Below are 22,785 nucleotides of genomic sequence, written 5' to 3' on the forward strand. Positions count from 1 at the left end.
AAACTAAGTCTAACTAACGCTTTCATCGATTATGAAAAAACGACCAAAGTTCAGAAGTTCCCAACGGGCACTTCCAAAACTTGATTACAAAACAGCGGTACTACTGCTGTTGACGTTAATCATTCAAAATGGTGTTACTGCATCTGATAATGTGTACGTACCCACAAACAAAACTAACGTTCAAACAACAATCTCCGGAACCGTCACGGACGAAAGTGGATATCCCCTACCGGGTGCCACGGTGGTTGAAGTTGGTACTTCCAATGGAGTTTCTACGGATTTTGATGGTAATTACTCCATAACCCCAACGGGAGATAACCCCGTATTAGAAGTTTCTTATATAGGTTTTGCCAAAAAAACCGTAAATGTAAATGGCCAGACTTCCATTAATATTGTACTTACCGAAGATGCAAGTGAACTTGACGAAGTGGTGGTTACTGCCCTTGGTATCAAGAAAGACGCTAAAGCCCTAGGGTATTCCGTTGCAAGTGTGGATAGTGAAAGGATTCTTGCCAGTGGTACTCCCGTAAACGCGCTACAATCTCTTTATGGTGCAGCAGCCGGTGTAAATATCGCATCAACGGCAACAGGACCTTCTGGAGGTGTAAAAATCAATATTAGAAATGCTGTTTCCTTTGATGAGAACTCTACAACAAGGCCTCTTATCGTAGTTGATGGTATCCCAATACATGATGAAAATACTGGCATTAGCGCCAATGCACGAACTGGAAGAGACAATGGTACCGGCATTAATGACATTAACCCTGACGATATTGCCTCGTTTGAAATTTTGAAGGGCGCCAAGGCTTCTGTTCTATACGGAAGTGAGGGTGCTAATGGCGTTCTATTGATTACTACAAAAAGTGGTTCTAAAGCTAGAGGATTAGGAATTTCTGCCTCTTTAACCACCTCCATGGAAAAAAGCGCCTTTACCCCAGATTTGCAAGATCAATATGGAACGGGTAGAAGCCCAAGTAATACTGCAAGCGATGACCAAGGTTATTACATTAACGAAAATGGAGAAAGAGCATTGGATATTGCGGGACCTGCTTTTGGCCCCAAATATGACCCTAGCGTAAATTTAAGATGGTGGGATGGTTCCTTAAGACCGTGGCAAGCCACAAGACAGGATGTATACGATCAATTATTCAAAACGGGACATCAAAGAACTGCCAATGTTGCCTTAAGCGCCGGTAGCGATAAAGGCTCCGTTAGGTTTTCATATACCAACCTACAGTACACTCCTATCATTCGCAATTCTGAATTTGACAAAAATACCTTCAGTTTCAACGCCTCCTACGATCTAAACGATCATATATCTGTTAAATACGTTGGAAACTACTTTGTTTCCAATAACCTTAACTCCTCATATGCCGGATCTTTTGATGCTCAAGGAGCAGGGTCAGCTTTAGGTGGTTACTCTAGGGATATAGATATCGACTTACTTCGCAGTTATTTGGTTACCGAAAATGGCTATAACTATTTTCAAAATGAGGAAAGAAGACAAAACTTCATTTCTAATGGTAGGGCATCATTAGTAGGTACCCTTTGGGATTGGACTCAGAATGAATCAAGCTTTAACCGTATTCATAACATTCAATCCCTAACGCTGGATTTAACATTTAACGATACTTTTAGTGCCACCATCCTTGGAGGTATAGACAATACTGTTGAAAGAACTGAATACAAAGGTAAACTACAAGATCCGTCTTTAATTGGACCAAATAGTGGTTCTGCATATACAGATATTACAAGGTTAATTAGAAAGACCTACGGTCAGGGAACTTTAAACTTTGACACGGATTTCAATGATTTTGGATTGTCCGGTTTTGTCGGAGGTGTCATTAGGGAAAACTATTCTGAAAGTAAAGGAGCTGAAAAAATTGGAGGGATGGTAATCCCTAACTACTTTTCTTTCACCAACCTTCCGTCGGGAATCCAGCCACAATATCAGTTCGGTAACGGAGAAGATATTTTGTACAGTGCTTTGGGTTCTTTACAAGTTGATTGGAAAGACCAAATTTATGTGGAAGCACAAGCAAGACAGGATTGGTCTTCCATCCTTCCTCCTGGAAACAACAGCTACTTTTATCCTGGTGCTAGTGCAACGTGGATCGCATCTAACAGTTTTGATTTACCTGCGGCAGTGAAGTTTTTAAAGCTTAGAACCTCTTGGGCAGATGTAGGTAGACCCGGCCCTAGATATTTCAGTAATGTTAATTTAGACGTTTCACAATCAGGTGGTGGGTTTATACTCTCTCCTCCAAGTGATTTACCTCCAATTGACGATGACTTCGTACCTAACTTAAAACCGGAAAGAAAAAGAGAATACGAAGTAGGTATAGAAGGGTATTTCTTCGAAAACCAAAGAGTTGGTATTGATTTTTCCGTTTACCATTCCAACACTTATGACCAAATTATGAAGGTGACTGCACCTCCAGGATTGGGCGTTAATAACATTAGAATTAATGCTGGTGACGTTGCCAATACAGGATGGGAACTTGCACTAAAGACCAAACCCGTCTTTAAAGAAGATTTCTCTTGGAATCTTGATATGACATTTGCAGCTAGCAAGACAAAAATTGAAAGATTGGACGGGGAATTAACTTCTCTTTCCCTATGGAGCACCAATGGCCTAAATGCCGTTGCAGAAGTAGGAGGAGAATATGGTGTTATTATTCAACAGCAAGGCCATCAACACTACATCAACCCTTCTAACGATAACGACCCAAATAACGGAGAACTTATTGTAGATCCCAATGGACAACGCTACAGCTACTCAAGACAGAGCAACCGCAAAGTAGGTAAGTTACTTCCAGATGTTACTGGTGGTCTTTTCAGTAGGTTCAATTATAAAAATGTAAGCTTAGTAGTAAATATGGACTACTCATTTGGAGCCACTTTTATCAACGAAGCAGAAAGTTATATGATGGCTTCTGGGGTGTTAGAAGAGTCTTTGGCTTACAGGGACGCTGCCAGTGGTGGTGTTGCTTATCACTTAAATGAAGAAGGTGCAAGGGTTGCCGGCACCAATCCAGGTACGGGGGCAACATTTAATGATGGTGTTCTCTTGCAAGGTGTAAATGCCAACGGGGAACCTAATACACAGATATCTTCTGCCCAGGACTATTATTATGCTTCCTATTTCTCCAATGGCTTTTTTCCAGAAGACAGATTGTTTAAAAGTGATTACATAGCTTTAAGGAACGTATCCTTGGATTATAGACTTCCAAATTTCTCCAAGAATATTGGATTGAGCGATATAGTAGTTTCGGTATTTGCTAACAATTTAGCATACATTTATAAAGCAGCGCCCAATACCATACCTGAGTCTTCTAACGGCACTGGTTGGTCTGGCGGATCATATGGAACCACTGCTCTACCTGCTCAACGTTCATTAGGACTTTCCGTAAAGGCAAAACTTTAATAAAAAAAATAGCAACATGAAAAATTCAATAATAACATCAATTCTAGCGGTCTTTGTTCTGTTGGCCTCAACAGCGTGTGAAGACAATCTAGAAGAACTATATCAAGACCCAGATGGTTTTTCTAAAGGACAGGCAGATGAAGCCGGAGTTAGTATAATTGCTGGATATTTTACTTCCCAACTTACTCGAGGATTTTTTCTCAGGGGTGAATATGGCGCTCATTATCACCAATTAAGGAGTGGCTCTAGGGTTATGGGAACAGGTGTTCAATTATATTACACCACCAATGTTCAAGGCGTACCATACGCGCTTGCAAATGTTGAAAACGACTGGGGTTCCAATGGTTTTAACAGGACTGTTTTTGACAAATTGAACAGTGATTGGATCAAACAAGTTCTTTGGGCACAAAAAGAGTACAATAAGATTGCAGAAGAGGACCGATCGAAAATGGATGTTCTTTTTATGAGATTATTGCATGTGTTGAAGGCCTATGCCTACCAACGCGCCATTGATGGTTACGATGAAGTTCCCTATTTTGAAACAGGTTCTGCCGGAGCTTTGGACGGTGAAAAAGCTCAATATTTAGGTCAAGAGGAAATTTATCCAATTATCATAGAGGAGCTTAAAGGAATTGAAGACTACTTAGCAACCGTAGATTTAGATGCTAGTGAGTTGGCCATATTCCAATCGCAAGATGTGATCTTCAATGGAAGTCTGCTTCAATGGAGAAAGTATATTAATTCCCTAAGATTAAGGTGGGCCATGACGGTAAGCGAAAGATTACCTGACCTTACCTCAACCGTTTTATCCGAGTTGGAAGCCAAACCTATTTTCGAAAACTACGATGATGTAGCGGGACTTGCGGATATTGCTATAGTAGAACCCAACAGACTTCAAGTGGAATTGGGTATTACCCGGGCCTTTAGGGAAAGAGGTGATGAAAGCCGCGCACCAAAACGTTATCTACAGGACGTTATGCATGTAGAGCCTACAGAAAAAAGCGTGGTCATCAATGGTGAAACCCTTTATTATTTTGATGGGGACAATTCAGAAGAAGGCCTAGCTAACGGTACGGTTGACCCAAGGGTAGCTTATTTATTCTCAAAAGATATTTTAGGAAGGTATATTGGTTCAGAGACCGGATGGGATAATGGAACCGACCCCAATAGTTTTCTGAACAAGACTTTACGTGCTTATTATATCAACCACCCCATTATGACAGATATATCCGTTACGGAAATATCTTTTGGAACCGAAGGAGGAGATGAACAAGTTATTTCTTTAAATGATGAAGCAGCTGCAGACCTTAGCAAAAGGGAAGCCTTTTTATTGAAAGCTTTTAGAGAGCAAGTTGGTTTTTATAGGGACACCAATTACACTATTGGTACTGATAATAATTTGGTTGCGGAGTTTAATACGCGCCCACAATACAATTTCGATTTAAGGTACCCAACCCTACACGCAGTTGAAACACAACTTTCTTTGGCCGAAGCAGCGGTAAGAGGTTTTGGTTCTGGTTCTGCCAGTTCATATTATCAAAAAGCAATTGAGCTTTCATGTAACTATTGGTATTTAATAAATGTAGACAATAGATACTCGAAGCAAACGACACCTTCGTTCCCAAGCACTATGGATGAGACCAGAATTGCTAGAGATCGAGCAAGCGAGGAATATGATGCCGCCGCCTACGCCGCATTTGAGGCGCAGCGATTTGAAGGGTTGACGGACCAAGAAAAAGTTCATGCTATTTTCAACCAACTACAACTGCATTATAATATGTTCAACTTTGAAGTTCCTTGGACTTCTGCAAGGCGTTTGATCAACTATCTAGGAGGAGAAAACCCAGGTTCTCCGTACGAGATTTTTACTTGGAAAGAGCGTTTTCTATACAATCCTGGAATCCAAGCTACCGATCCAGAAGCTTGGGCTATAATTAGTCAGCATGACGATCCAGGCTTACCTATGTGGTTTACCGGTCGTACCGCTAAATGGAGAAACACTTTGGAATAAAACATCAAAATTATAACAAGAAAACATGAAAAAGATTCTATTTTTTGTAATGGCCTTAGTTCTTACTGCATCCTGTAGTAAAGATGATGAAGCGTCCATTATTGGAACCGCAAGTGCAAACGACGGAGAGGTAGTTTCCGGCATTACTGTAAAATTATATACAGAAGATACCAACCTACTTATGGACACCAGCACAGATAGTGAAGGCAAATTTGCCTTTACTGATCTAGATGTGGGCAACTACTATATTGGTGCAACTACTGTCATAAATGATACGGTTTGGGATACGGGAAATACCCCACAGATTATTTATGTAGGTGGAGAAATCCAAAAAGAAGTGTCACTTACGCTTACACAAAAGCAATAACCACCAAACGAGCCAAGATTAATCCCCCAAAATCTAAATCTTGGCTCTTTTAACCCATTAACAGGACTTCTTTTAAGGGAATTTACCTAACCGCTCCCTAACCAAAAAGACCTGTCATTAGTACCGTTTTGTGAAATTATTTTTTTATGTTAGTTTCATGATTAGTTGAGTTCAGCAATGGCCGGCCCTAAAGCCGGCCATATCTGTTTTAATACAAACCATTTATACCAGATTATTTAGATGAAACCCCTCCATCACCCCCTAAAAATTGTACGCCGTTCTTTTTTTTCGCGTACCTTAATTTACCTTCTTTTCGTCTGCTGTTTATTTAATGCTTCATGCACGGAACAAGAAAAAAAACTCTTGGTATTTAGTAAAACTGCCGGTTTTAGACATGGAAGTATAGAAAGTGGTGTAACAGCACTGAAAAAATTGGGCAAAGAGAACGGTTTTAAGGTAATAGCTACAGAGGACTCCAATTTAATTGTTGAAGATTCCCTAAAAACCTATTCCGCCGTAGTTTTTTTAAATACCACAAGAGATATACTTAATGATGTTCAACAGGCAGATTTTGAAAGATACATACAATCGGGTGGTGGCTTTGTAGGAATCCATGCGGCAACGGATACGGAATATGATTGGCCTTGGTACAATAAACTGGTAGGAGCCGTGTTTGAAGGACATCCAAAAATTCAAGAAGCAAAACTTTTAATTAAAGACAAAAACCATCCATCAACCAAAATCTTTAAAGATTCCGTTTGGACTAAAAGTGATGAGTGGTACAATTTCAAAAACATCAATCCGGACATCAATGTGGTCCTAAGTATTGATGAAAACAGTTATGAAGGGGGTACTAATGGAGACAATCACCCTATATCTTGGTATCATGCATACGATGGAGGTCGTTCCTTTTACACGGAATTAGGACATACGGACCAAACTTTTGAAAATCCCATTTTTCTATCCCACCTTTTAGGGGGAATTAATTATGCCGTTGGCAACAATTCAAGGGATTATACAAAAACCAAGACTCAAAGGGTTCCTCCAGAGGACAGATTTGCCAAAAAAATACTCGATTTTAACCTGAACGAACCTATGGAACTAGATGAACTTCCAGGTCAGGGAATTATTTTTGTAGAACGTAGGGGTGCTGTTAAACTTTTTGATTTTGCATCGGAGAGTACCAAAATTATGGCACAACTGGATGTTTGGTACGGTAACGAAGATGGATTGTTAGGAGTGGCCGTTGACCCCGGTTATCTCAAAAATCACTGGGTGTACTTCTTTTACACACAGCCAAGCGAAGAATCTGTTCAAAGGGTCTCGAGATTTACCATTAGAGACAATAAAGTGGATATCTCATCAGAAAAAATCCTACTTGAAATTCCAACGGACCGTCAATGCTGCCATAGTGGGGGAGCATTGGAATTTGGTCCCAATGGAAATCTTTTCATAACCGTTGGCGATAACACCAATCCGTTTGAATCATCGGGTTTTGCTCCTATAGACGAAAGGGAAGGTAGGCGTGCTTGGGACGCTCAAAAATCCGCGGCCAACACCAATGACCTACGAGGTAAGATACTAAGAATAAAGCCAGAAGATAACGGCACCTATTCCATTCCCGAAGGCAACCTATTCCCAAAGGGCACGCCTAAAACCAGGCCTGAAATTTATGTGATGGGGAATAGAAACCCCTTTCGTCACTCTATAGACAGTAAAACCGGATATTTATATTGGGGAGATATTGGCCCCGATGCCGGAAAGGCAGATCCGGATAGAGGACCCAGCGGAATGGGCGAATATGATCAGGCCAGGGAAGCGGGATTTTGGGGCTGGCCCTACACAAGGGGGTATAACGAACCTTACAATGACTATAACTTTGAAACGAAAACCTCTGGACCAAAGTTTGACCCCAATAATCTAATTAATGATTCACGCCATAATACTGGACTTCAAAAATTACCGCCCGCCCAAAAATCGATGATACCCATGACGTATTATAGATCTGAAGAATTTCCTTGGATGGGAGCCGGAGGAATCAACCCTATGGCAGGCCCAGTTTTTCATGCCAGTGATTATCCAGAGGCAACCGATCCTTTCCCCAATTACTTTGAAGATAAACTGTTCCTTTACGAATGGATGCGTGATTGGATTTACGTAATTACCTTGGATGAGAACCAAAATTATGTAAAAGCAGATGCCTTTATGCCCCATACAGAATTCTCCCATCCCATGGATATGGTTTTTGGTTCCGACGGAAAATTATATGTGTTGGAATATGGCCAAAAATGGAATTCCCAAAATTTGGATGCCCGTTTAAGCAGTATTACTTATTTAGCCGGAAACAGGGAGCCCATTGCCCAAATCACCCAAGACAAAGTAGTTGGTGCCGCCCCGCTCACTATACAGTTTCAAGGGGAAAACTCATTGGATTATGACAAGGATACCATTAGTTACGAATGGTTTTTTGAAGGAAGTGAAGTTCAGTCCACAGAGATGAATCCAAGTTTTACCTTTGAAAAAGACGGAATATACAATGTTCGTTTAAAGGTTACGGATACCGAAGGAAATACTTCCTCTGCACAATCAAAAATAATGGTAGGAAACGATGCCCCAGAATTAAAAATCACCATTAAAGATAACGACTCTATTTACTGGTACGGAAAAAAGATTTCCTACCAGGTAAGTGTATCGGACAAGCAAGATGGTTCCACAGAAGACAACAGCATCCCCAGTGAAAATGTAAAAGTGACTTTTGATTATATTCCCGAAGGCAAGGATATAGTGAAAGCCGCCATTGGCCACCAAAGAAATATTATACCAGAAGGAAAAAAGGCTATTGATGGTTCTGATTGTAAAGCCTGTCACGCTCCAATGGAAAAAGTCAATGGACCTAGCTATTTGGACATTGCCAAAAAATATGATCAAGCAGATACCGGCTACCTCGTTTCAAAAGTCATTAAAGGCGGTGGTGGTGTTTGGGGCGAAAATGCCATGTCTGCCCACCCTCAATTAAATGTGGAGGAGGTAACCCAAATGATCGAATATATCCTAAGCCTTCAACCTAAGGAAAATGAAAATGAGAAATCACTTCCTCTTAGTGGAACCTTAACTTTTGACAAACATACTACCAGTGGTGGGGAAGGAACCTATATTCTCATGGCTTCCTACAGGGATAATGGAAACCCAAATCAGCCAGAATCCGAATTAACCGCCAACGATCAAGTGGTATTCAAAAGTCAAAAGATTCAAGCTGAGGACGCCAATGAAATAAGTGAGGGCATCAACACTTGGAGAACCAATTACTCCAAGGTAGTAGGTGGTATGGTCCACAACTCGTATTTGAGGTTTGATAATGTGAATTTGAAAGACTTAAAACAATTGAAATATGCTACTTTTTATAATTCCGATTATGATTTCAACGGCGTTCTGGAAATAAGGGAAAACGCTTTAGACGGAGCCATCTTAGGAAAACAAGACCTAATCTATATGGGGCCGGAGAAAACAGCCTATTATCAAATTCCATTGAAGAGTGAAGCAGAAAAAGCCACTATTTTCTTAGTCTACAAGAACCCAAATCATCCTAAAAGAAATATGGGCCACGCAGATTATATATCATTTGACTACAAAAGATAATTGCAAAAAAATAGCCGGTTGGCCATTGGGTTAGCCGGCTTCAAAAATTATGGATACCGGTTGATTGTTATCATTGATTACTTCTTTGAAACTCCTTAGTTCCAAACCACTTTTAGAAATTAGCTGAAACCAATCCTCAAATGTACGTGCATACCAAGAATGGCCATCTGTAAAATTACCGGGTAGTCCTTTCCAGGAATCCGTTATAAATTGGCTTTTATATTCATAGCCGTTTTGAAGTAGAAAAAAAGGATGCAAGGTCTGAACCACAATACTTCCATCTGCCAAAAGGTTTGTTTTTACGGCTTTAAACAATTGGCGTAAGTTATCCCTCTGATAAATACTGAAATTAAATACCGCCAAATCAAATGGCGCTTCGGGAATTATTTGGCCTTCAATTACATCTTCATAAGACATATGATAATAAGATTCTAGTCCTTTCAAACGGGCATTGGTCAATAATGCTTCGGTAGCATCAAGACCCACAACTTTTTTTCCTGACTTAGAAAGCTCTCTTGTAAGCCATCCTTCTCCACACCCCATATCCAATACTCTATTACCTATCATATTGGAAATGAAAGAAACAATGGAGGCATTGGTAAATTTACGGGAACCTATGGAATTGGAATCCAATACCTTTATCCACTCCCCCGCGTTTTTTCTCCATGACGATTTGATTTTATCCATACCAAAGCAATTTAATTTAAAATTACAAAAGGCCTAACATTGATTAAATGTAGGCCCTCTGCTCTTAAAATGAACTCAACAAACAATTATAAACTCGGGTTATCCGGTGTATTGGGGTTACTATTTCTTTCCGTTTCAGGATATGGGTAGTAATTTCTGTTCCTTTCCTCATCATACTGCATGGCCGTGCCGCTAGGTTCAGGCCTGTTAAACCTTCTACTATCCTCAAGACTCAATCCCGTAAGAAAAAGTTCTGCCCGCCTGTTTTTGTAAATAGCCTCCAAAAGCGCATCGGAAGTCATGTCTCCACTGTAAGGGGCGACATTGGCATTAATATCCAAAGGGTCATCCGTATCTGTTAACACAGCATTTAAAGCGGTTTCGGCAGTTGCCAAGTCAGGACTACTTTTGCGAATACTTGCTTCTGCAATAATCAGATTCATTTCATCAGGAATATATAATGGAATGGGAGCCACATTTACATTAAAAAAACCTGCTAAATCTTCAATGGGCAATCCATTTTGATTGGTTTCATCTAAGGCAACGAGATAAAAAGCCAAGCGACCGTCCGTTTCCTCAAAAACAAATTCTGAAGGCAACCCGAAGTTATCCCTAGGCTTAAAGTTGGGGGAATCATTTAAAAACACCCTACTCCAAATTGGATTCAGGTTTTGTAAATCATAAACAAAGTTGGAAACCTCTGTTTGACTCACGGACTGTGCACTGGCAATGGCCTCCTCATAATTACCGGTAAAAAGGTTATATCTTGCCGTAAATGCTTCAATGCTATTGCTCAAATCAATATTACCAAGGGTAACTGCCTCCGTAAACTCAGAGGAAACCGCAGTGCTTGAAATAGCACTTTTGGCCTCGGCAAGCAAACCTATCGCAATATTGTAAGCTTCCAACCTTGGAACAAATGTAGCGCTGTTTTCTGGGTTGGTTTGAACTACAACCTGCTCATAGTGCTGCGCCAAAGCACCAATTGCCATAGCTTTAAATAATTTTGCATGAGCCAAAAGCCCACTTTTAGTGCCAGCGGCCAACTCAATGTTTTCCGCATTGGTTTCAATGTCTTCAGCTATCTTAATGACTCTAAGCATGGTAGACCAAAGTCCTTGAACATTGGAATTGAAATCAGGGAGCGGGGTTCCCCCATCTTCCAGCTCGATCATATTTTGAAATGTTGTAGTTATACCACCTTCCCTTGTTGTCACGGCTGGTGTTTCCACCAGATATCTTACACCAGTAGTAGAGTACAATTGTTGCAACCCAACCGCAGCAGCCAAAATTCCCTCTCGAGATGCATAGGCCTGTTCCGTGGTGGCTGAATTAGGGTTATCAAAATCAGTTTCACAAGAGGCAAGTGTCAAAACAGTTATCAACAAAAGCCCTTTTAGTTTTATTTGTATAAATTTCATCTTAATTCTTTTTTAGAAGTTGACACTTAAACCTAGCTGATAGGTTCTTGGAATGGGAACCCCGGCAAAATCGAACCCTCTAACTCCATTGCTTTGTCCCGCGGTATTAATTTCAGGATCCCATCCGCTATAATCGTCCCAAGAAATCAAGTTTCTACCAATAAGACTTATCTTAATATTATCTACGGATTCAAAAGGTTCTTGAAGATTATAGCTTAATGCCAATTCACGAAGCTTAACAAAGGACCCATCCTCAACAAATTCCTCAAAAATCCCTGCTTGGGCACCACCGTAACCTTTGGGCAAGTTTCCTTGTAATTCTTGGCCAACATTATACCCGCCTCCAAAAATTACGTTATCCATCAGCCTTCTGTTCCAGTTAAAAACATCAAAACCTTGAACAGCATCAAACTGAACGCGTAAGTCTACATTTTTATATGAAAACTCATTGATCAAAGAACCAAACCATTCTGGATTGGGATTTCCTATTACCTTAGAAGAAGAACCATCTTCTGTAGTTCCGGTGAAAGGATAACCATTTTCATCCAGAGCAATATTACCATCTGCGTCCCTTGCATAAAATTGTCGGTAGAATACTCCCAAAGGCTCTCCTTCAATTACATAGTTGGTAGCGAAACTTCCAGCCAATGCAAATTGTCCGCCACCTGCTACACTAGTAACTTCATTCTCATTTTTGGAGTACGTAGCTGTAATGTCCCAAGTGAAGTCCTCTGACTTAACAGGAGCTCCTTTTAACAAAACTTCCAAACCGGTATTCTCCAAATTACCTACGTTCTCAATCCTAGAAGAATAGCCGGTAGATGGGGACAACTCCCTTGGAAGCAATAAATCTGTAACTTCTTGCTTGTAATAAGTTAGCTCCACACCCAACCTATTATTCAAGAAACCAGCATCAAAACCAAATTCTATTTCTTCCTGCCTCTCAGGAGCAATATCCAAATCACCTTGCTGCGTATTTGGGATAAGCCCTGGAGAACCATTAATGGAAATAGGACTAAGTAGGGTAAATCTTTGAAATGCGGAGAGAGCCGTAAGGTTTCCTGCTTGTCCCCAAGAACCACGCAATTTAAAGGTACTAAAGGTATCACCAAATGTATTTTCCCAAAAATCCTCCTCAGATATAATGTAAGACAGACTTGCCTTGGCATATAATTGGGATCTTTCATCCTTACCAAAGGTAGAGGCCCCATCACTTCTTAACGCCCCATTTAGATATAATTTATCTTTATAACTAAAGGATTGTTGAACAAAGGCGCCCCAGTAGGATATTTGAGACCTACTTTCGCCCTGTTCTACAATACTACCGCTGGTTGCTGTTTCTACAATTGGAGGAAGACCAGTGGCATTAATACCTATCCTATCAAACTCTTCATATTGCCATGAACCTCCTAAGGTAGTTGTAGAGGAAATATCGTCATTAATAGCTGCCTTATAAGATAGATTTAAATCACTGTTGTATTGAAAGTTATTAATATCAGACCTACGTGCAAAACCGTCACCATTAGGAGAAGTATTATTGATAGGGATAAAAGCAGTGGCCGATTGGTTGAAAAAATCAAGACCCAATGTATAATTGGCCGTAAGATTATCTGTAATCTGCGCATCCAAACCAACACTAGTTATTACACGATTTATTTTTTGTCCAAAATCAAATCTATCAACGGCTTCAGCAGGATTGGTCCTGGGAACCAACAAAGAAGTTTGTGGATAAACCCCTGAAGCATTTGGTGCTGGATCAATAGAGTTATCACTGAAAACAAAACCGGTAATAGCCCCATAAGCGGCATTTATACCTCCATTAGGCACTTCTTCACTCTTGCTTCGCACATAATTTAAACTTGCATTTATCCCTAACCAATCAAATGCCTTTTGCGTTACATTGGCCTTAAAACCTATTCGCTGGAAATTGGTATTTTTTATAATACCTTCATTGTCCAAGTGAGAACCCGAAATAAAATAGGTTGTCTTTTCATTACCGCCACTAACCGATAAATAATTTTCTACTCCAAAACCTGATTCAAAAATTTCATCTTGCAAATCATACCTTTCTACAGGCACCGTTGCTAAATTGGCCCTATCAAAAGGGTCTTCCCAAGCCAATGGCACATCATTATAATCTATGGTCTTTCTTAGCTCATTGATTTTTGCGTTTGTAGAAAAACTAAATCTAGGCTCACCAGATTTTCCTTTTTTGGTAAAAATCTGTACCACACCGTTACTGGCACGAGAACCGTAAATTGCAGCGGCAGCCGCACCTTTAATTATTTCAATTCTCTCAACATCATTGGGATTTAAATCTGCCAAACGATTTTGTGTGTTTCCTCCGGTATCAATCAATTCCGCACTGGAGTTGCTTACAATTATCCCATCTACAATATAAAGCGGGTCAGAGCTACCTAAAACCGTGCTAGGACCACGTAATCTAATACTGATTCCTCCAGCGGGATCACCAGAATTCTGTTGTACCAATGCCCCGGTTATTTTACCTGAAATCGCTTGGTCTACTGCAGTGGCACCGTTATTGACCAAATCTTCGGATTTTACAGAAGATATAGCATTACCCAAGGTTCTTTTGTTTACACCTACGGTACTACCGGTCACGACAACCTCATCTAAGCTCAATAGATCTTCGGATAATTGAGCGTTTGCTTCAATTTCTTGAGAAGCTTGTGCCGAGACTTTAATTCTTTTAGTAGAATACCCTAGGTAACTGGCCAATAAGGTATAATCACCAGGCTCAAGCGCAGCCTTGAATTCATAATAACCGTCAAAATCGGTTACGCCTCCATAAGATGTGTTCTCCAAGAATACCGAAACTCCCGGTATAGGAAGTTCATCATTGGCATCTGTAATAGTCCCCTTAAAAGTATACTGCTCTTGCCCATAGCCAAAAGCCATACAAAGTAGCATCAACAATGCTACCCAAAAGGGTGATTTTCTTTTAATTAAACTTGTTTTTTTCATACGTGTACTTGAGTTAGATTCTAAAAGAGTGAGTGAAACAGCAAGTTGTACTTCTGACAATTTTCCGCCTTCTGCGTAAAAATAGGGAAAAAATATCTTTTGCAGTATTTTGCAACCTTTTTTTGCAAAAACTCGAAAATTGTATAATTTTCGTATTCACATACGGAAAACCCTGCAGTAAAAGTTATATATTTCGCATTGCAGGTAGAAAGTCAACCAAACCTAGACCATGCTCAAACAAGAACGGCAACAAGTCATACTTAACGAAGTAGCTCTTCATAATAGAGTCTTATTAACCGATATAGCTGAAGTACTTAATGTTTCTGTAGATACGATAAGAAGGGATGTTATTCAATTGGATTCTGAAAGAAAGTTGAAAAAAGTTCACGGTGGAGCCATCTCATTAGGTTACACCAACGAAGGTATACCGCAACAAAAGGTGTACGCCTTGGACAAAAAATCCAAAATTGCGGATAAAGCAGTGCAATTATTAAAAAGTGGAAACGTCATTATAGTGCATGGAGGAACTACCTGTTTAGAATTCGCAAAAAAAATACCTAGCAATTTAAGCCTTACCTGTTTTACCATGAGTTTACCAATTGCTCTGGAATTAGCAAAAAAACCAAAGGTAGAAGTGATAATAATAGGTGGGACGCTATCCAAAGAATCTTTAATTGCCTCCGGTGCTAACGCCATACACAATCTCTCCAAAATCACAGTAGACTATAGTTTTCTTGGTACCGGATATGTAGATGCAAATTATGGACTCACGGAATTTGACTGGGAAAGTGTGCAAGTAAAGAAAGCTATTGTACAATCTTCCAAAAAGGCAGTACTACTTACCATCTCTGAGAAATTAAATTCGCAAAACAGATATAAAACTTGTGACCTGCAGGAAATTTCCATAATGATTACCGAACTTTCTCCAAGTGACAGTAAACTGGAGGACTTTAGAGAAAAGAACATTACATTGTTATAAATTTCAGACTTGTATTACCAGATACTTTTGGAACTGCTGTAACACTAAAATCATCGTATGCACCCACCCTTTATCACAGATAAAACCTTTAAAGGAAAAGACTTCACGAAAGAAAAATTGGTAAAAGGGGAGTACGAGAACTGTGTTTTTGAAGGTTGTAATTTTGAAAAGGGATTTTTGGACAACCAAAATTTTATGGAATGTACTTTTAATGAATGTAACCTAAGCAATGCCAATATTACCAATACTACCTTTAAAGAGACTAATTTCGTTAATTGCAAAATGATCGGTGTGCATTTTGAAACAAGTAATACCTTTCTTATGGACTTCACATTTGAAGACTGCAACCTACACCTCTCATCCTTTTACAACCTCGAGTTACGAAAACAAGTATTTAACTCATGCCTTCTTACCCAAGTTGACTTCAGTCAAGCCAATTTAAAAGAAAGTGCTTTTAATAAATGTGATTTGAAAGGGGCCATTTTTGACCAAACCAATTTACAAGGTTCCCTTTTTACTACAGCTTTTAACTTCCAAATTGACCCGGAAAAAAACAACATAACTAATGCTACTTTTTCTAAAGAGGGGCTTTTAGGCCTTCTTGCCAAATACAAAATCAAAATACACTAGCATTACTTTTAATCGGCTACATGTGCATCATAATTTGTATCTTGTGTGTAAAGATGCCTCTATGCGGTCTATTATTGTTCCAATTCTTTTCTTTACGCTGCAAGTTTTTTCACAAAACACTATATCACACCCAATAAGTAGTACACCTCCAAAAGTCACTATTGAAGCCGTTTCCTTTATGCAAGGACACTGGAGAGGTGAAGCATTTGGTGGAATTACGGAGGAAATATGGGCCCCGCCCCTTGGTGGCTCCATGATGTTTTGTTTTAAACTGGTGGTTAACGGCAATGTAAGTTTTTATGAATTGGGTCACATTAGAGAATTGGACGGCTCCTTAATTTATGAGTTAAAACACTTTAATGCTGATATGACGGCATGGGAGGAAAAAGAGGAGGTTCAACAATTCAAGCTTGTAAAGGTTGAGAAAGACAAAGTCTTTTTTGAGGGTTTCACTTTTGAACGTGTTGGTGAAAATGAGGTTGTAATTTATGCGCTTATTGATGGTGAGAAGGATAAGCCCAAGGAGGTGACTTTTAATTTTAAACGTTTGTAGGTTGAAGAAAAAGTGCGAAGAATGCGGAAGGGAACTAATGGGAAGAACAGACAAGAAGTTTTGTTCAGATTATTGTCGCAATGCCTATCATAACAAACTTAATAAGGACAGTAACAATCTCATTAGAAACGTTAATAACCGACTTCGAAAAAATTATCGGATTTTAGACAGTTTTACCCTAAAAGAGGGGAAAACCACGACGCCCAAATCAAAGCTAATTGACAAAGGTTTTGACTTTGAACACTTTACCAACCTCTACACAACCAAAAAAGGTACTGTTTACTATTTTGTCTATGACCTGGGCTATCTTCCACTAGACAACGATTTCTATATGATTGTAAGGAGGGAATAAAAAAAGGCGCTCATGGCGCCTTCATTATTTTTTACAGAGCGTTATTTCCAATTCTGCCCATTTAATTTCAAGGCAGCAACTACAATGTCCTTCCTGCTTATTTGACCAACGAGAAGGCCGTCTCTCATTACCGGAAGCCTACGCCTATTGTGCCTATCAAAAATGCCGGCAGCATCAAAAATGGATATATCATGAGGAATAGTCTCCACCTCTTTGGTCATAAACTTTTCCACGCTCTTATCCAATATAGGCTGATTAAAATACCTACTTTCGGAAATTTGCTTCATACAATCCGCCTCTGAAATAATTCCCACTAAAAACCCATTATCATCTAATACGGGCCCTCCGGAAATATTATGTTTGGTAAATTGTTCCATTACCTCCAAAATGGATTGATCGGTGGTGAAGGTAACCAGATTTTGGGTCATGTAATCAGATACCAATATGGGGGCATCATACTCTTTTTTTGAAACTGTCTTGGCCCTAGGGCCCATGAAACTCTTTATTCCCATAACGATTTGGTTTTATTTCTGCACAATTGGCAGATGGTTAATTACTAAATATAGGTAAAATTTAAATACATTCACCTATATTTCAGCTAATTAATTACCAAATATGCAATAAAACACAAACAATCATAACACTCTTCAAAATTCTAAAGGCGTTTAAATCCATCTGTTATTTCACATTTTAGTACCTTTAAATCAGCTTATGACTTATGGATAGATTTCCTTCATATTTGGTTCTAATTTACCTGACCGCCGCTATTTTTGTTGGATTCTATGTCTCCACTCCGTCACCCAATCCGGAAGACAAAACATCCGAAAACGAGTTCTCATTAGAAAATACCCTGGAACACGTAAGGCAGATGTCCAAAAATCCTCATGCTACGGGATTTCCCGCCCATCAAGAAGTACAAAAATATCTCGTTGAAGAATTAAGAACCTTAGGGCTTTCTCCTGAAATTCAAAGTGGTTATTCCTTGGGAAAGGGCCGTAACCTTACCAAGGCAACGAACATATTGGCCAAAATTAAAGGCAGGGAACAAGGCAAAGCTCTTTTGTTGCTTTCCCATTATGACAGCAACCCCCACTCCTCCCTGGGAGCCAGTGATGCAGCAAGTGGAGTAGCCACTATATTGGAAGGAATTAGAGCTTTTTTGTCAAATAATACAACACCTAAGAACGATATCATTGTTCTCTTTACGGATGCCGAAGAATTAGGATTAAACGGAGCCTCTCTCTTTGTGGATGAACATCCTTGGGCAAAACAAATTGGTATAATATTAAATTTTGAAGCTCGTGGCAGTGGTGGGCCAAGTTATGGATTTATAGAAACGAACCGAGGCAATAAAAACCTACTACAGGAATTCATTAAAGCAAACCCCAAGTATCCTGTTGCCAATTCTTTATACTATAGCATTTACAAAATGCTCCCGAATGATACAGATTTAACCGTATTTAGGGAAAATAGGGATATTGACGGATTTAATTTTGCCTTCATAGATGACCATTTTGATTACCATACGGCACAAGACTCTTATGAAAGGCTAGACCATAAAAGTTTGGCCCATCAAGGGAGCTATTTAATGCCTTTGCTAGCACATTTTAGCGAAGCGGATATCACGCAACTCAAAAGTCTCACTGATTATGTCTATTTTAACTTTCCTTTCTTTGAAGTTGTCTCTTATCCCTTCGATTGGATTTGGCCCATGCTTCTTATTGCGTTGGTTTTTTACGTTCTAATATTGGCCAGAGGCATTAAAAAAGGGACAATTTCACTCAAAGGCGTCCTTCAAGGTTTTTTACCATTGTTCATTGTACTCATAATTAATGGGTCCGTTGCATATGCCGTCTGGCCATTATTAAAGACTATTTATCCTAGTTACGAAAATATACTGCACGGCTTCACCTATAATGGACATACCTATATTTGGAGTGTAGTGTTTTTTGCTTTATCTACATGCATTTTTACTTATAGCCGCTTTAAAAAAGTACCCCTAGCAAATTTACTTGTTGCCCCTCTATTTTTGTGGATACTTATCTGCGCAGCTATCGCAAACTACTTACCAGGCGCCAGCTTTTTTATAATTCCCCTTTACGCACTTATGGCTATGTGGTTTGTATGCTTAAACCAAAAAGAGCCAAGTATTTGGCCCTTACTTCTTTTGGCTTTGCCCGCAATTTGGCTGTATTCGCCATTTATCAGCGGGTTCGCCATAGGATTAGGCCTTAAGATGTTAGTGGCTTCGTCCCTATTACTATCACTCACATTTGTACTTATTCTACCGATATTCTCCAGAATAGGATTCCCCAGGTCATGGGCACAGGTGTTTTTTGTTTTTTCTATTGCCGGTATGGTATACGCCCACATTCAAACCGAATATACAACTGAAAACAGATTTCCAAACAGTTTGGTTTTTATTCAGGATGATAATGCCAATAAATCGTACTGGGCCAGTTATGATGCTGTTTTAAGTGGTTGGAACGAAAGTTATTTTACAGGAAAGGAACTTGCAACTTCTCCGATCAAGGATACCATAATTAGCAAATACAATACTCACTTCAGGCATAACGCTAATGCGATGTCTATTTCGTTAAAGTCCCCTTCCATTGAGTCTTCCCTAGATTCTATAATAAATGGAAATAGACATCTTACCCTTTGCGTTACTCCCAACCGCCCTATAAACAGAATTGAGGTGTATACCAATAACATCCCTTTAACGAAGGCGAAAATTAATGGTCTATCTATTTCACATTATGACTTGTTAGAAAGGACTTCTGGTAAATTGTTTACCCATTTTTATTCACCAGGTGATTATACTGAAATAGAACTGGTTTATCCCGAAAACGAAAAACTCCAGCTTACCATACTAGAGGCAAGCAATGATCTTTTGGAAAACCCGAAATTAAATATTAAAAAAAGATCTGAAAATAACATGCCCATGCCTTTTGTATTAAATGATGCTGTAATAACCTTAAAAACATTTCTCTATGAATAAAATCGCTGTAATGGGTTGTGGCTGGTTGGGTCTTCCTCTTGCAAAAGCCTTACTTGCAAAAAATTTCTCGGTAAAGGGTAGTACTACCTCTAATGAAAAGCTTTTGAAATTGAAAGAACTTGGAATTGAACCGGCTTTATTGATTTTAAGCGAAACGGAAATTAAAGGTAACATCCATGATTTTTTGACCGATGTAGACATTTTGATTATTAATATACCACCGAGGTTACGAAGTGGTAACGGCGAAAATTATGTAAAAAAGATGCAGCTCGTTTACGAAGCCATACTCAAATCGTCAGTAAAGAAAATAGTGTTTGTTAGTAGCACATCTGTATATGGGGATGTACAAGGTGAAGTGGACGAATACACCCCTCCCAACCCCACTACTGAATCGGGAAAACAATTAACAGAAGTAGAAAAAATTTTTAAAGAAGCCAAAAATTTTGAAACCACTTTAGTTAGATTTGGCGGACTTATTGGTCCTAACAGACATCCGGTAACCATGCTTTCCGGTAGAAAGAATTTGAAAAACGGCCACCACCCTATCAACCTCATACATTTAAACGATTGTATTAAAATTATAGAGGAAATAATTCTCAATAATTGGTGGAACGAAACCTTCAACGGCGTTTATCCATATCATCCTGCAAAAAGTATATACTATAATGCCGAAGCTAAGAAAAGGTCTATACAACCATTTGATTATGAGAAAAATAATGCCAAATCAGGTAAAACCGTTCGTTCTAAGAATCTTATTTCTGTTAAAGGTTTTAAATTTACTACAACGTTATAGTTAGATTTCACAACACATTTTAGACACTTCACAACAAAACGATTCAAAACTTGTTAAATCAAGATTCCATTCATCTTTTAAGGGTTACTTTTGAAATAGATATAAAAACTATTTGCCATGGAAAATTCAACTTTACATGGGCGAATTTTAGAAGAAATGAATTACCTTCTCGCCCAAGAAGTACCCAAGCAAAAAGTTCCCCAAAAATTAGAAAATTTACATAAGGATTTACTTAGAAAGCATTACAATGCAGCCGATGTATCCATAGATTACCACAGAAGAAGAGTGAAATTGGCTATTGTAATGGATGATGCAGATTATGATCCAAAAAAAATAAATCTTCATTTACCAACGTTGCACACCAATCTATGGTTCAGGAATCTTTATGATTTTTTAAAAGCTTGTTTGGATAAGGATGCCAAAAGCGTAGCATTTTACTCCTCTCTGCTTCAAACCTATACGAACAATAAAAAAGAATTGGCTTACTAGAAGCTACATTTATAGTTCTAATGAGGTGGGATATCTTAGGGGTATCCCATTTTTTTTGTTCGTTCCCCACTTTCTATCGAATTACATTAACAACTCAATAGACAGATTATTAGTACTTTTGCCCACCAACAAATTAGATTTTACAATCACTAAACACATTTACATGAAAAAAATACTCTTTTTGATGTTTTTGGGCCTACCATTTATTACTGAAGCCCAATCCAAGAGCGAACTGCAAAAGCACTATGAAGATTTCTATAAAGAAATGAGGTTGCAGGGAGATATCACAGGAGTTATCAACGCACTTACCCATTTGAATGTACTTTCTCCTTCCAAGGAACGTAGAGATACCTTGGCCTATGTATATGCAAATAATGGCCAGCATATGCAAGCTCTTAACACTATTGGTGTTGAAAAAAATACGACCGATTCAGATATGGCGGTTCAAGTGAAGGCGATCTCCTTAAAAGCCCTCAACCAACCTAAAAGAGCATTGGAACAATTTGAAGAGTTATTTAAAAGAAATGAAAACCCCTATTTAGCCTATGAGATAGCGGATTTAAAAATACAGACGGGTGATAATACGGGTGCCATAACTAATATTGATTATGGTATTGCCAACGCCAAGGAAGACATGAAATACGCTTTTTATGAAAGACAACAACCCTACGAAGTTCCTCTAAAAGCGGCCTTTTTACACCTTAAAGCTTTGACTGAGTATAATAAAGACAAAGAAAATATAGACGGTGCTATTGGATTAATTGACCAAGCTTTGGCCCTGGACCCCAACTTTAATTTGGCAAGTTTGAGCAAACAAGCATTGGAAGCAAGAAAAAATCCGCCAGCCGCCGCGCCAGAAAAGAAGGAATAGTCAACGATACTTAGAAAAATAGAAAAGTCCCTTTCGGGACTTTTTTTTATTCTAAAATTAGATTGGTGTCCAAAGTATTGTTCATGGTAACATTGAACTGATTTCTAAAGGCATTGTAGGCCTCGAACATTTGTATAATAGATTCATCAGGGTTTAACCTATAATGCAAATCTCCCTTTATTTTATGCAAATAGGTTAGAAAAACCTTTTGCCTACTTTTAATCTGAGGAATATCAAATACTTCCGGATAAGTAGATGCCGCCAATTCTTTTTGCTTTTCAATAAGGTCATCAATGGTCAAACCCAAATCATCTTTATTCTCCACCCGGTATAAAGCTTCAAAACTGGTCTCAAAAGACTGAAACTCATCCCAATCCTTTAGAACATCCATAGCCAAACTATTTACAACTTGCTTGTTGGGCCATTTTTCAGCATTCAATTCATATGTCTCCTCCCCTGTATTTTCAACAACTTCTGTTCTGTTTTTACAGGCAAGGACAATTAAAATGGACAATGGAATGAAAAACAATCTTCTCATGCAGCGAATGTACAAATTTTGCAAACAGTTATATTTGCTTGAATA

General features: G+C 39.0%; 17 protein-coding genes. 12 read left to right on the forward strand and 5 right to left on the reverse strand.

Features of this window, described 5'->3' with window-relative positions; all coding sequences use genetic code 11:
• The first annotated feature begins 31 nt into the window (after window positions 1-31).
• The 4 genes from BIZ36_RS02150 to BIZ36_RS02165 all read left to right on the forward strand — a co-directional run bounded on the left by BIZ36_RS02150 (window position 32) and on the right by BIZ36_RS02165 (window position 9,441).
• Window positions 32-3,427, forward strand: a complete 3,396-nt coding sequence (locus tag BIZ36_RS02150; RefSeq protein WP_187456215.1) for a SusC/RagA family TonB-linked outer membrane protein — start codon at window positions 32-34, stop codon at window positions 3,425-3,427.
• A 16-nt stretch (window positions 3,428-3,443) separates the two neighbouring features.
• Window positions 3,444-5,438 (forward strand): SusD/RagB family nutrient-binding outer membrane lipoprotein, encoded by a 1,995-nt coding sequence (locus BIZ36_RS02155; protein ID WP_187456216.1) that lies wholly within the window; start codon window positions 3,444-3,446, stop codon window positions 5,436-5,438.
• 25 nt (window positions 5,439-5,463) lie between these two features.
• Entirely contained in the window at window positions 5,464-5,805 is a 342-nt protein-coding gene (locus BIZ36_RS02160; protein ID WP_187456217.1) for an SdrD B-like domain-containing protein, read from the forward strand.
• 363 nt (window positions 5,806-6,168) lie between these two features.
• Window positions 6,169-9,441 carry a ThuA domain-containing protein gene (locus tag BIZ36_RS02165; RefSeq protein ID WP_187456218.1) on the forward strand — a complete coding sequence of 1,091 codons (3,273 nt, stop codon included), beginning with the start codon at window positions 6,169-6,171 and terminating at the stop codon, window positions 9,439-9,441.
• A 30-nt stretch (window positions 9,442-9,471) separates the two neighbouring features.
• Here the strand turns inward: BIZ36_RS02165 and BIZ36_RS02170 are convergent, their stop codons facing one another.
• From BIZ36_RS02170 to BIZ36_RS02180, 3 genes are all read right to left on the reverse strand, one after another.
• Window positions 9,472-10,128, reverse strand: a complete 657-nt coding sequence (locus BIZ36_RS02170; protein ID WP_187456219.1) for a class I SAM-dependent methyltransferase — start codon at window positions 10,126-10,128, stop codon at window positions 9,472-9,474.
• 86 nt (window positions 10,129-10,214) lie between these two features.
• Window positions 10,215-11,549, reverse strand: coding sequence for a RagB/SusD family nutrient uptake outer membrane protein (locus tag BIZ36_RS02175; protein ID WP_187456220.1), 1,335 nt, complete (start codon window positions 11,547-11,549; stop codon window positions 10,215-10,217).
• 12 nt (window positions 11,550-11,561) lie between these two features.
• Window positions 11,562-14,534: a SusC/RagA family TonB-linked outer membrane protein gene (locus tag BIZ36_RS02180; protein WP_187456221.1), complete on the reverse strand. Its 2,973-nt coding sequence runs from the start codon at window positions 14,532-14,534 to the stop codon at window positions 11,562-11,564.
• 229 nt (window positions 14,535-14,763) lie between these two features.
• Between BIZ36_RS02180 and BIZ36_RS02185 the strand changes: the two genes are divergently transcribed.
• From BIZ36_RS02185 to BIZ36_RS02200, 4 genes are all read left to right on the forward strand, one after another.
• Window positions 14,764-15,513: a DeoR/GlpR family DNA-binding transcription regulator gene (locus tag BIZ36_RS02185; RefSeq protein WP_187456222.1), complete on the forward strand. Its 750-nt coding sequence runs from the start codon at window positions 14,764-14,766 to the stop codon at window positions 15,511-15,513.
• A 57-nt stretch (window positions 15,514-15,570) separates the two neighbouring features.
• Window positions 15,571-16,143 carry a pentapeptide repeat-containing protein gene (locus BIZ36_RS02190; RefSeq protein ID WP_187456223.1) on the forward strand — a complete coding sequence of 191 codons (573 nt, stop codon included), beginning with the start codon at window positions 15,571-15,573 and terminating at the stop codon, window positions 16,141-16,143.
• Between the two features lie 61 nt (window positions 16,144-16,204).
• Window positions 16,205-16,696 carry a DUF6265 family protein gene (locus tag BIZ36_RS02195; RefSeq protein WP_187456224.1) on the forward strand — a complete coding sequence of 164 codons (492 nt, stop codon included), beginning with the start codon at window positions 16,205-16,207 and terminating at the stop codon, window positions 16,694-16,696.
• A 1-nt stretch (window position 16,697) separates the two neighbouring features.
• Window positions 16,698-17,048, forward strand: a complete 351-nt coding sequence (locus tag BIZ36_RS02200) for a hypothetical protein (protein ID WP_187456225.1) — start codon at window positions 16,698-16,700, stop codon at window positions 17,046-17,048.
• Between the two features lie 41 nt (window positions 17,049-17,089).
• On the opposite strand, the gene BIZ36_RS02205 is transcribed toward BIZ36_RS02200, so the two are convergent.
• Window positions 17,090-17,560 (reverse strand): CBS domain-containing protein, encoded by a 471-nt coding sequence (locus tag BIZ36_RS02205; RefSeq protein ID WP_187456226.1) that lies wholly within the window; start codon window positions 17,558-17,560, stop codon window positions 17,090-17,092.
• A 206-nt stretch (window positions 17,561-17,766) separates the two neighbouring features.
• Here BIZ36_RS02205 and BIZ36_RS02210 point away from each other — a divergent pair, with 206 nt between their 5' ends.
• The 4 genes from BIZ36_RS02210 to BIZ36_RS02225 all read left to right on the forward strand — a co-directional run bounded on the left by BIZ36_RS02210 (window position 17,767) and on the right by BIZ36_RS02225 (window position 22,202).
• Window positions 17,767-20,049: a M20/M25/M40 family metallo-hydrolase gene (locus BIZ36_RS02210; RefSeq protein ID WP_187456227.1), complete on the forward strand. Its 2,283-nt coding sequence runs from the start codon at window positions 17,767-17,769 to the stop codon at window positions 20,047-20,049.
• Entirely contained in the window at window positions 20,042-20,842 is an 801-nt protein-coding gene (locus BIZ36_RS02215; RefSeq protein ID WP_187456228.1) for an NAD(P)H-binding protein, read from the forward strand. Before BIZ36_RS02210 ends, BIZ36_RS02215 begins: the two co-directional genes overlap by 8 nt.
• 117 nt (window positions 20,843-20,959) lie before the next feature.
• Window positions 20,960-21,331: a hypothetical protein gene (locus tag BIZ36_RS02220; RefSeq protein ID WP_187456229.1), complete on the forward strand. Its 372-nt coding sequence runs from the start codon at window positions 20,960-20,962 to the stop codon at window positions 21,329-21,331.
• Between the two features lie 163 nt (window positions 21,332-21,494).
• On the forward strand, window positions 21,495-22,202 hold the full coding sequence (locus tag BIZ36_RS02225) for a hypothetical protein (RefSeq protein ID WP_187456230.1): 708 nt from the start codon (window positions 21,495-21,497) through the stop codon (window positions 22,200-22,202).
• A 46-nt stretch (window positions 22,203-22,248) separates the two neighbouring features.
• On the opposite strand, the gene BIZ36_RS02230 is transcribed toward BIZ36_RS02225, so the two are convergent.
• On the reverse strand, window positions 22,249-22,740 hold the full coding sequence (locus BIZ36_RS02230) for a hypothetical protein (protein WP_187456231.1): 492 nt from the start codon (window positions 22,738-22,740) through the stop codon (window positions 22,249-22,251).
• Between the last annotated feature and the right edge of the window lie 45 nt (window positions 22,741-22,785).

The organism is Cytophaga sp. FL35, from assembly GCF_014349235.1.
Classification (GTDB): Bacteria; Bacteroidota; Bacteroidia; order Flavobacteriales; family Flavobacteriaceae; genus Euzebyella.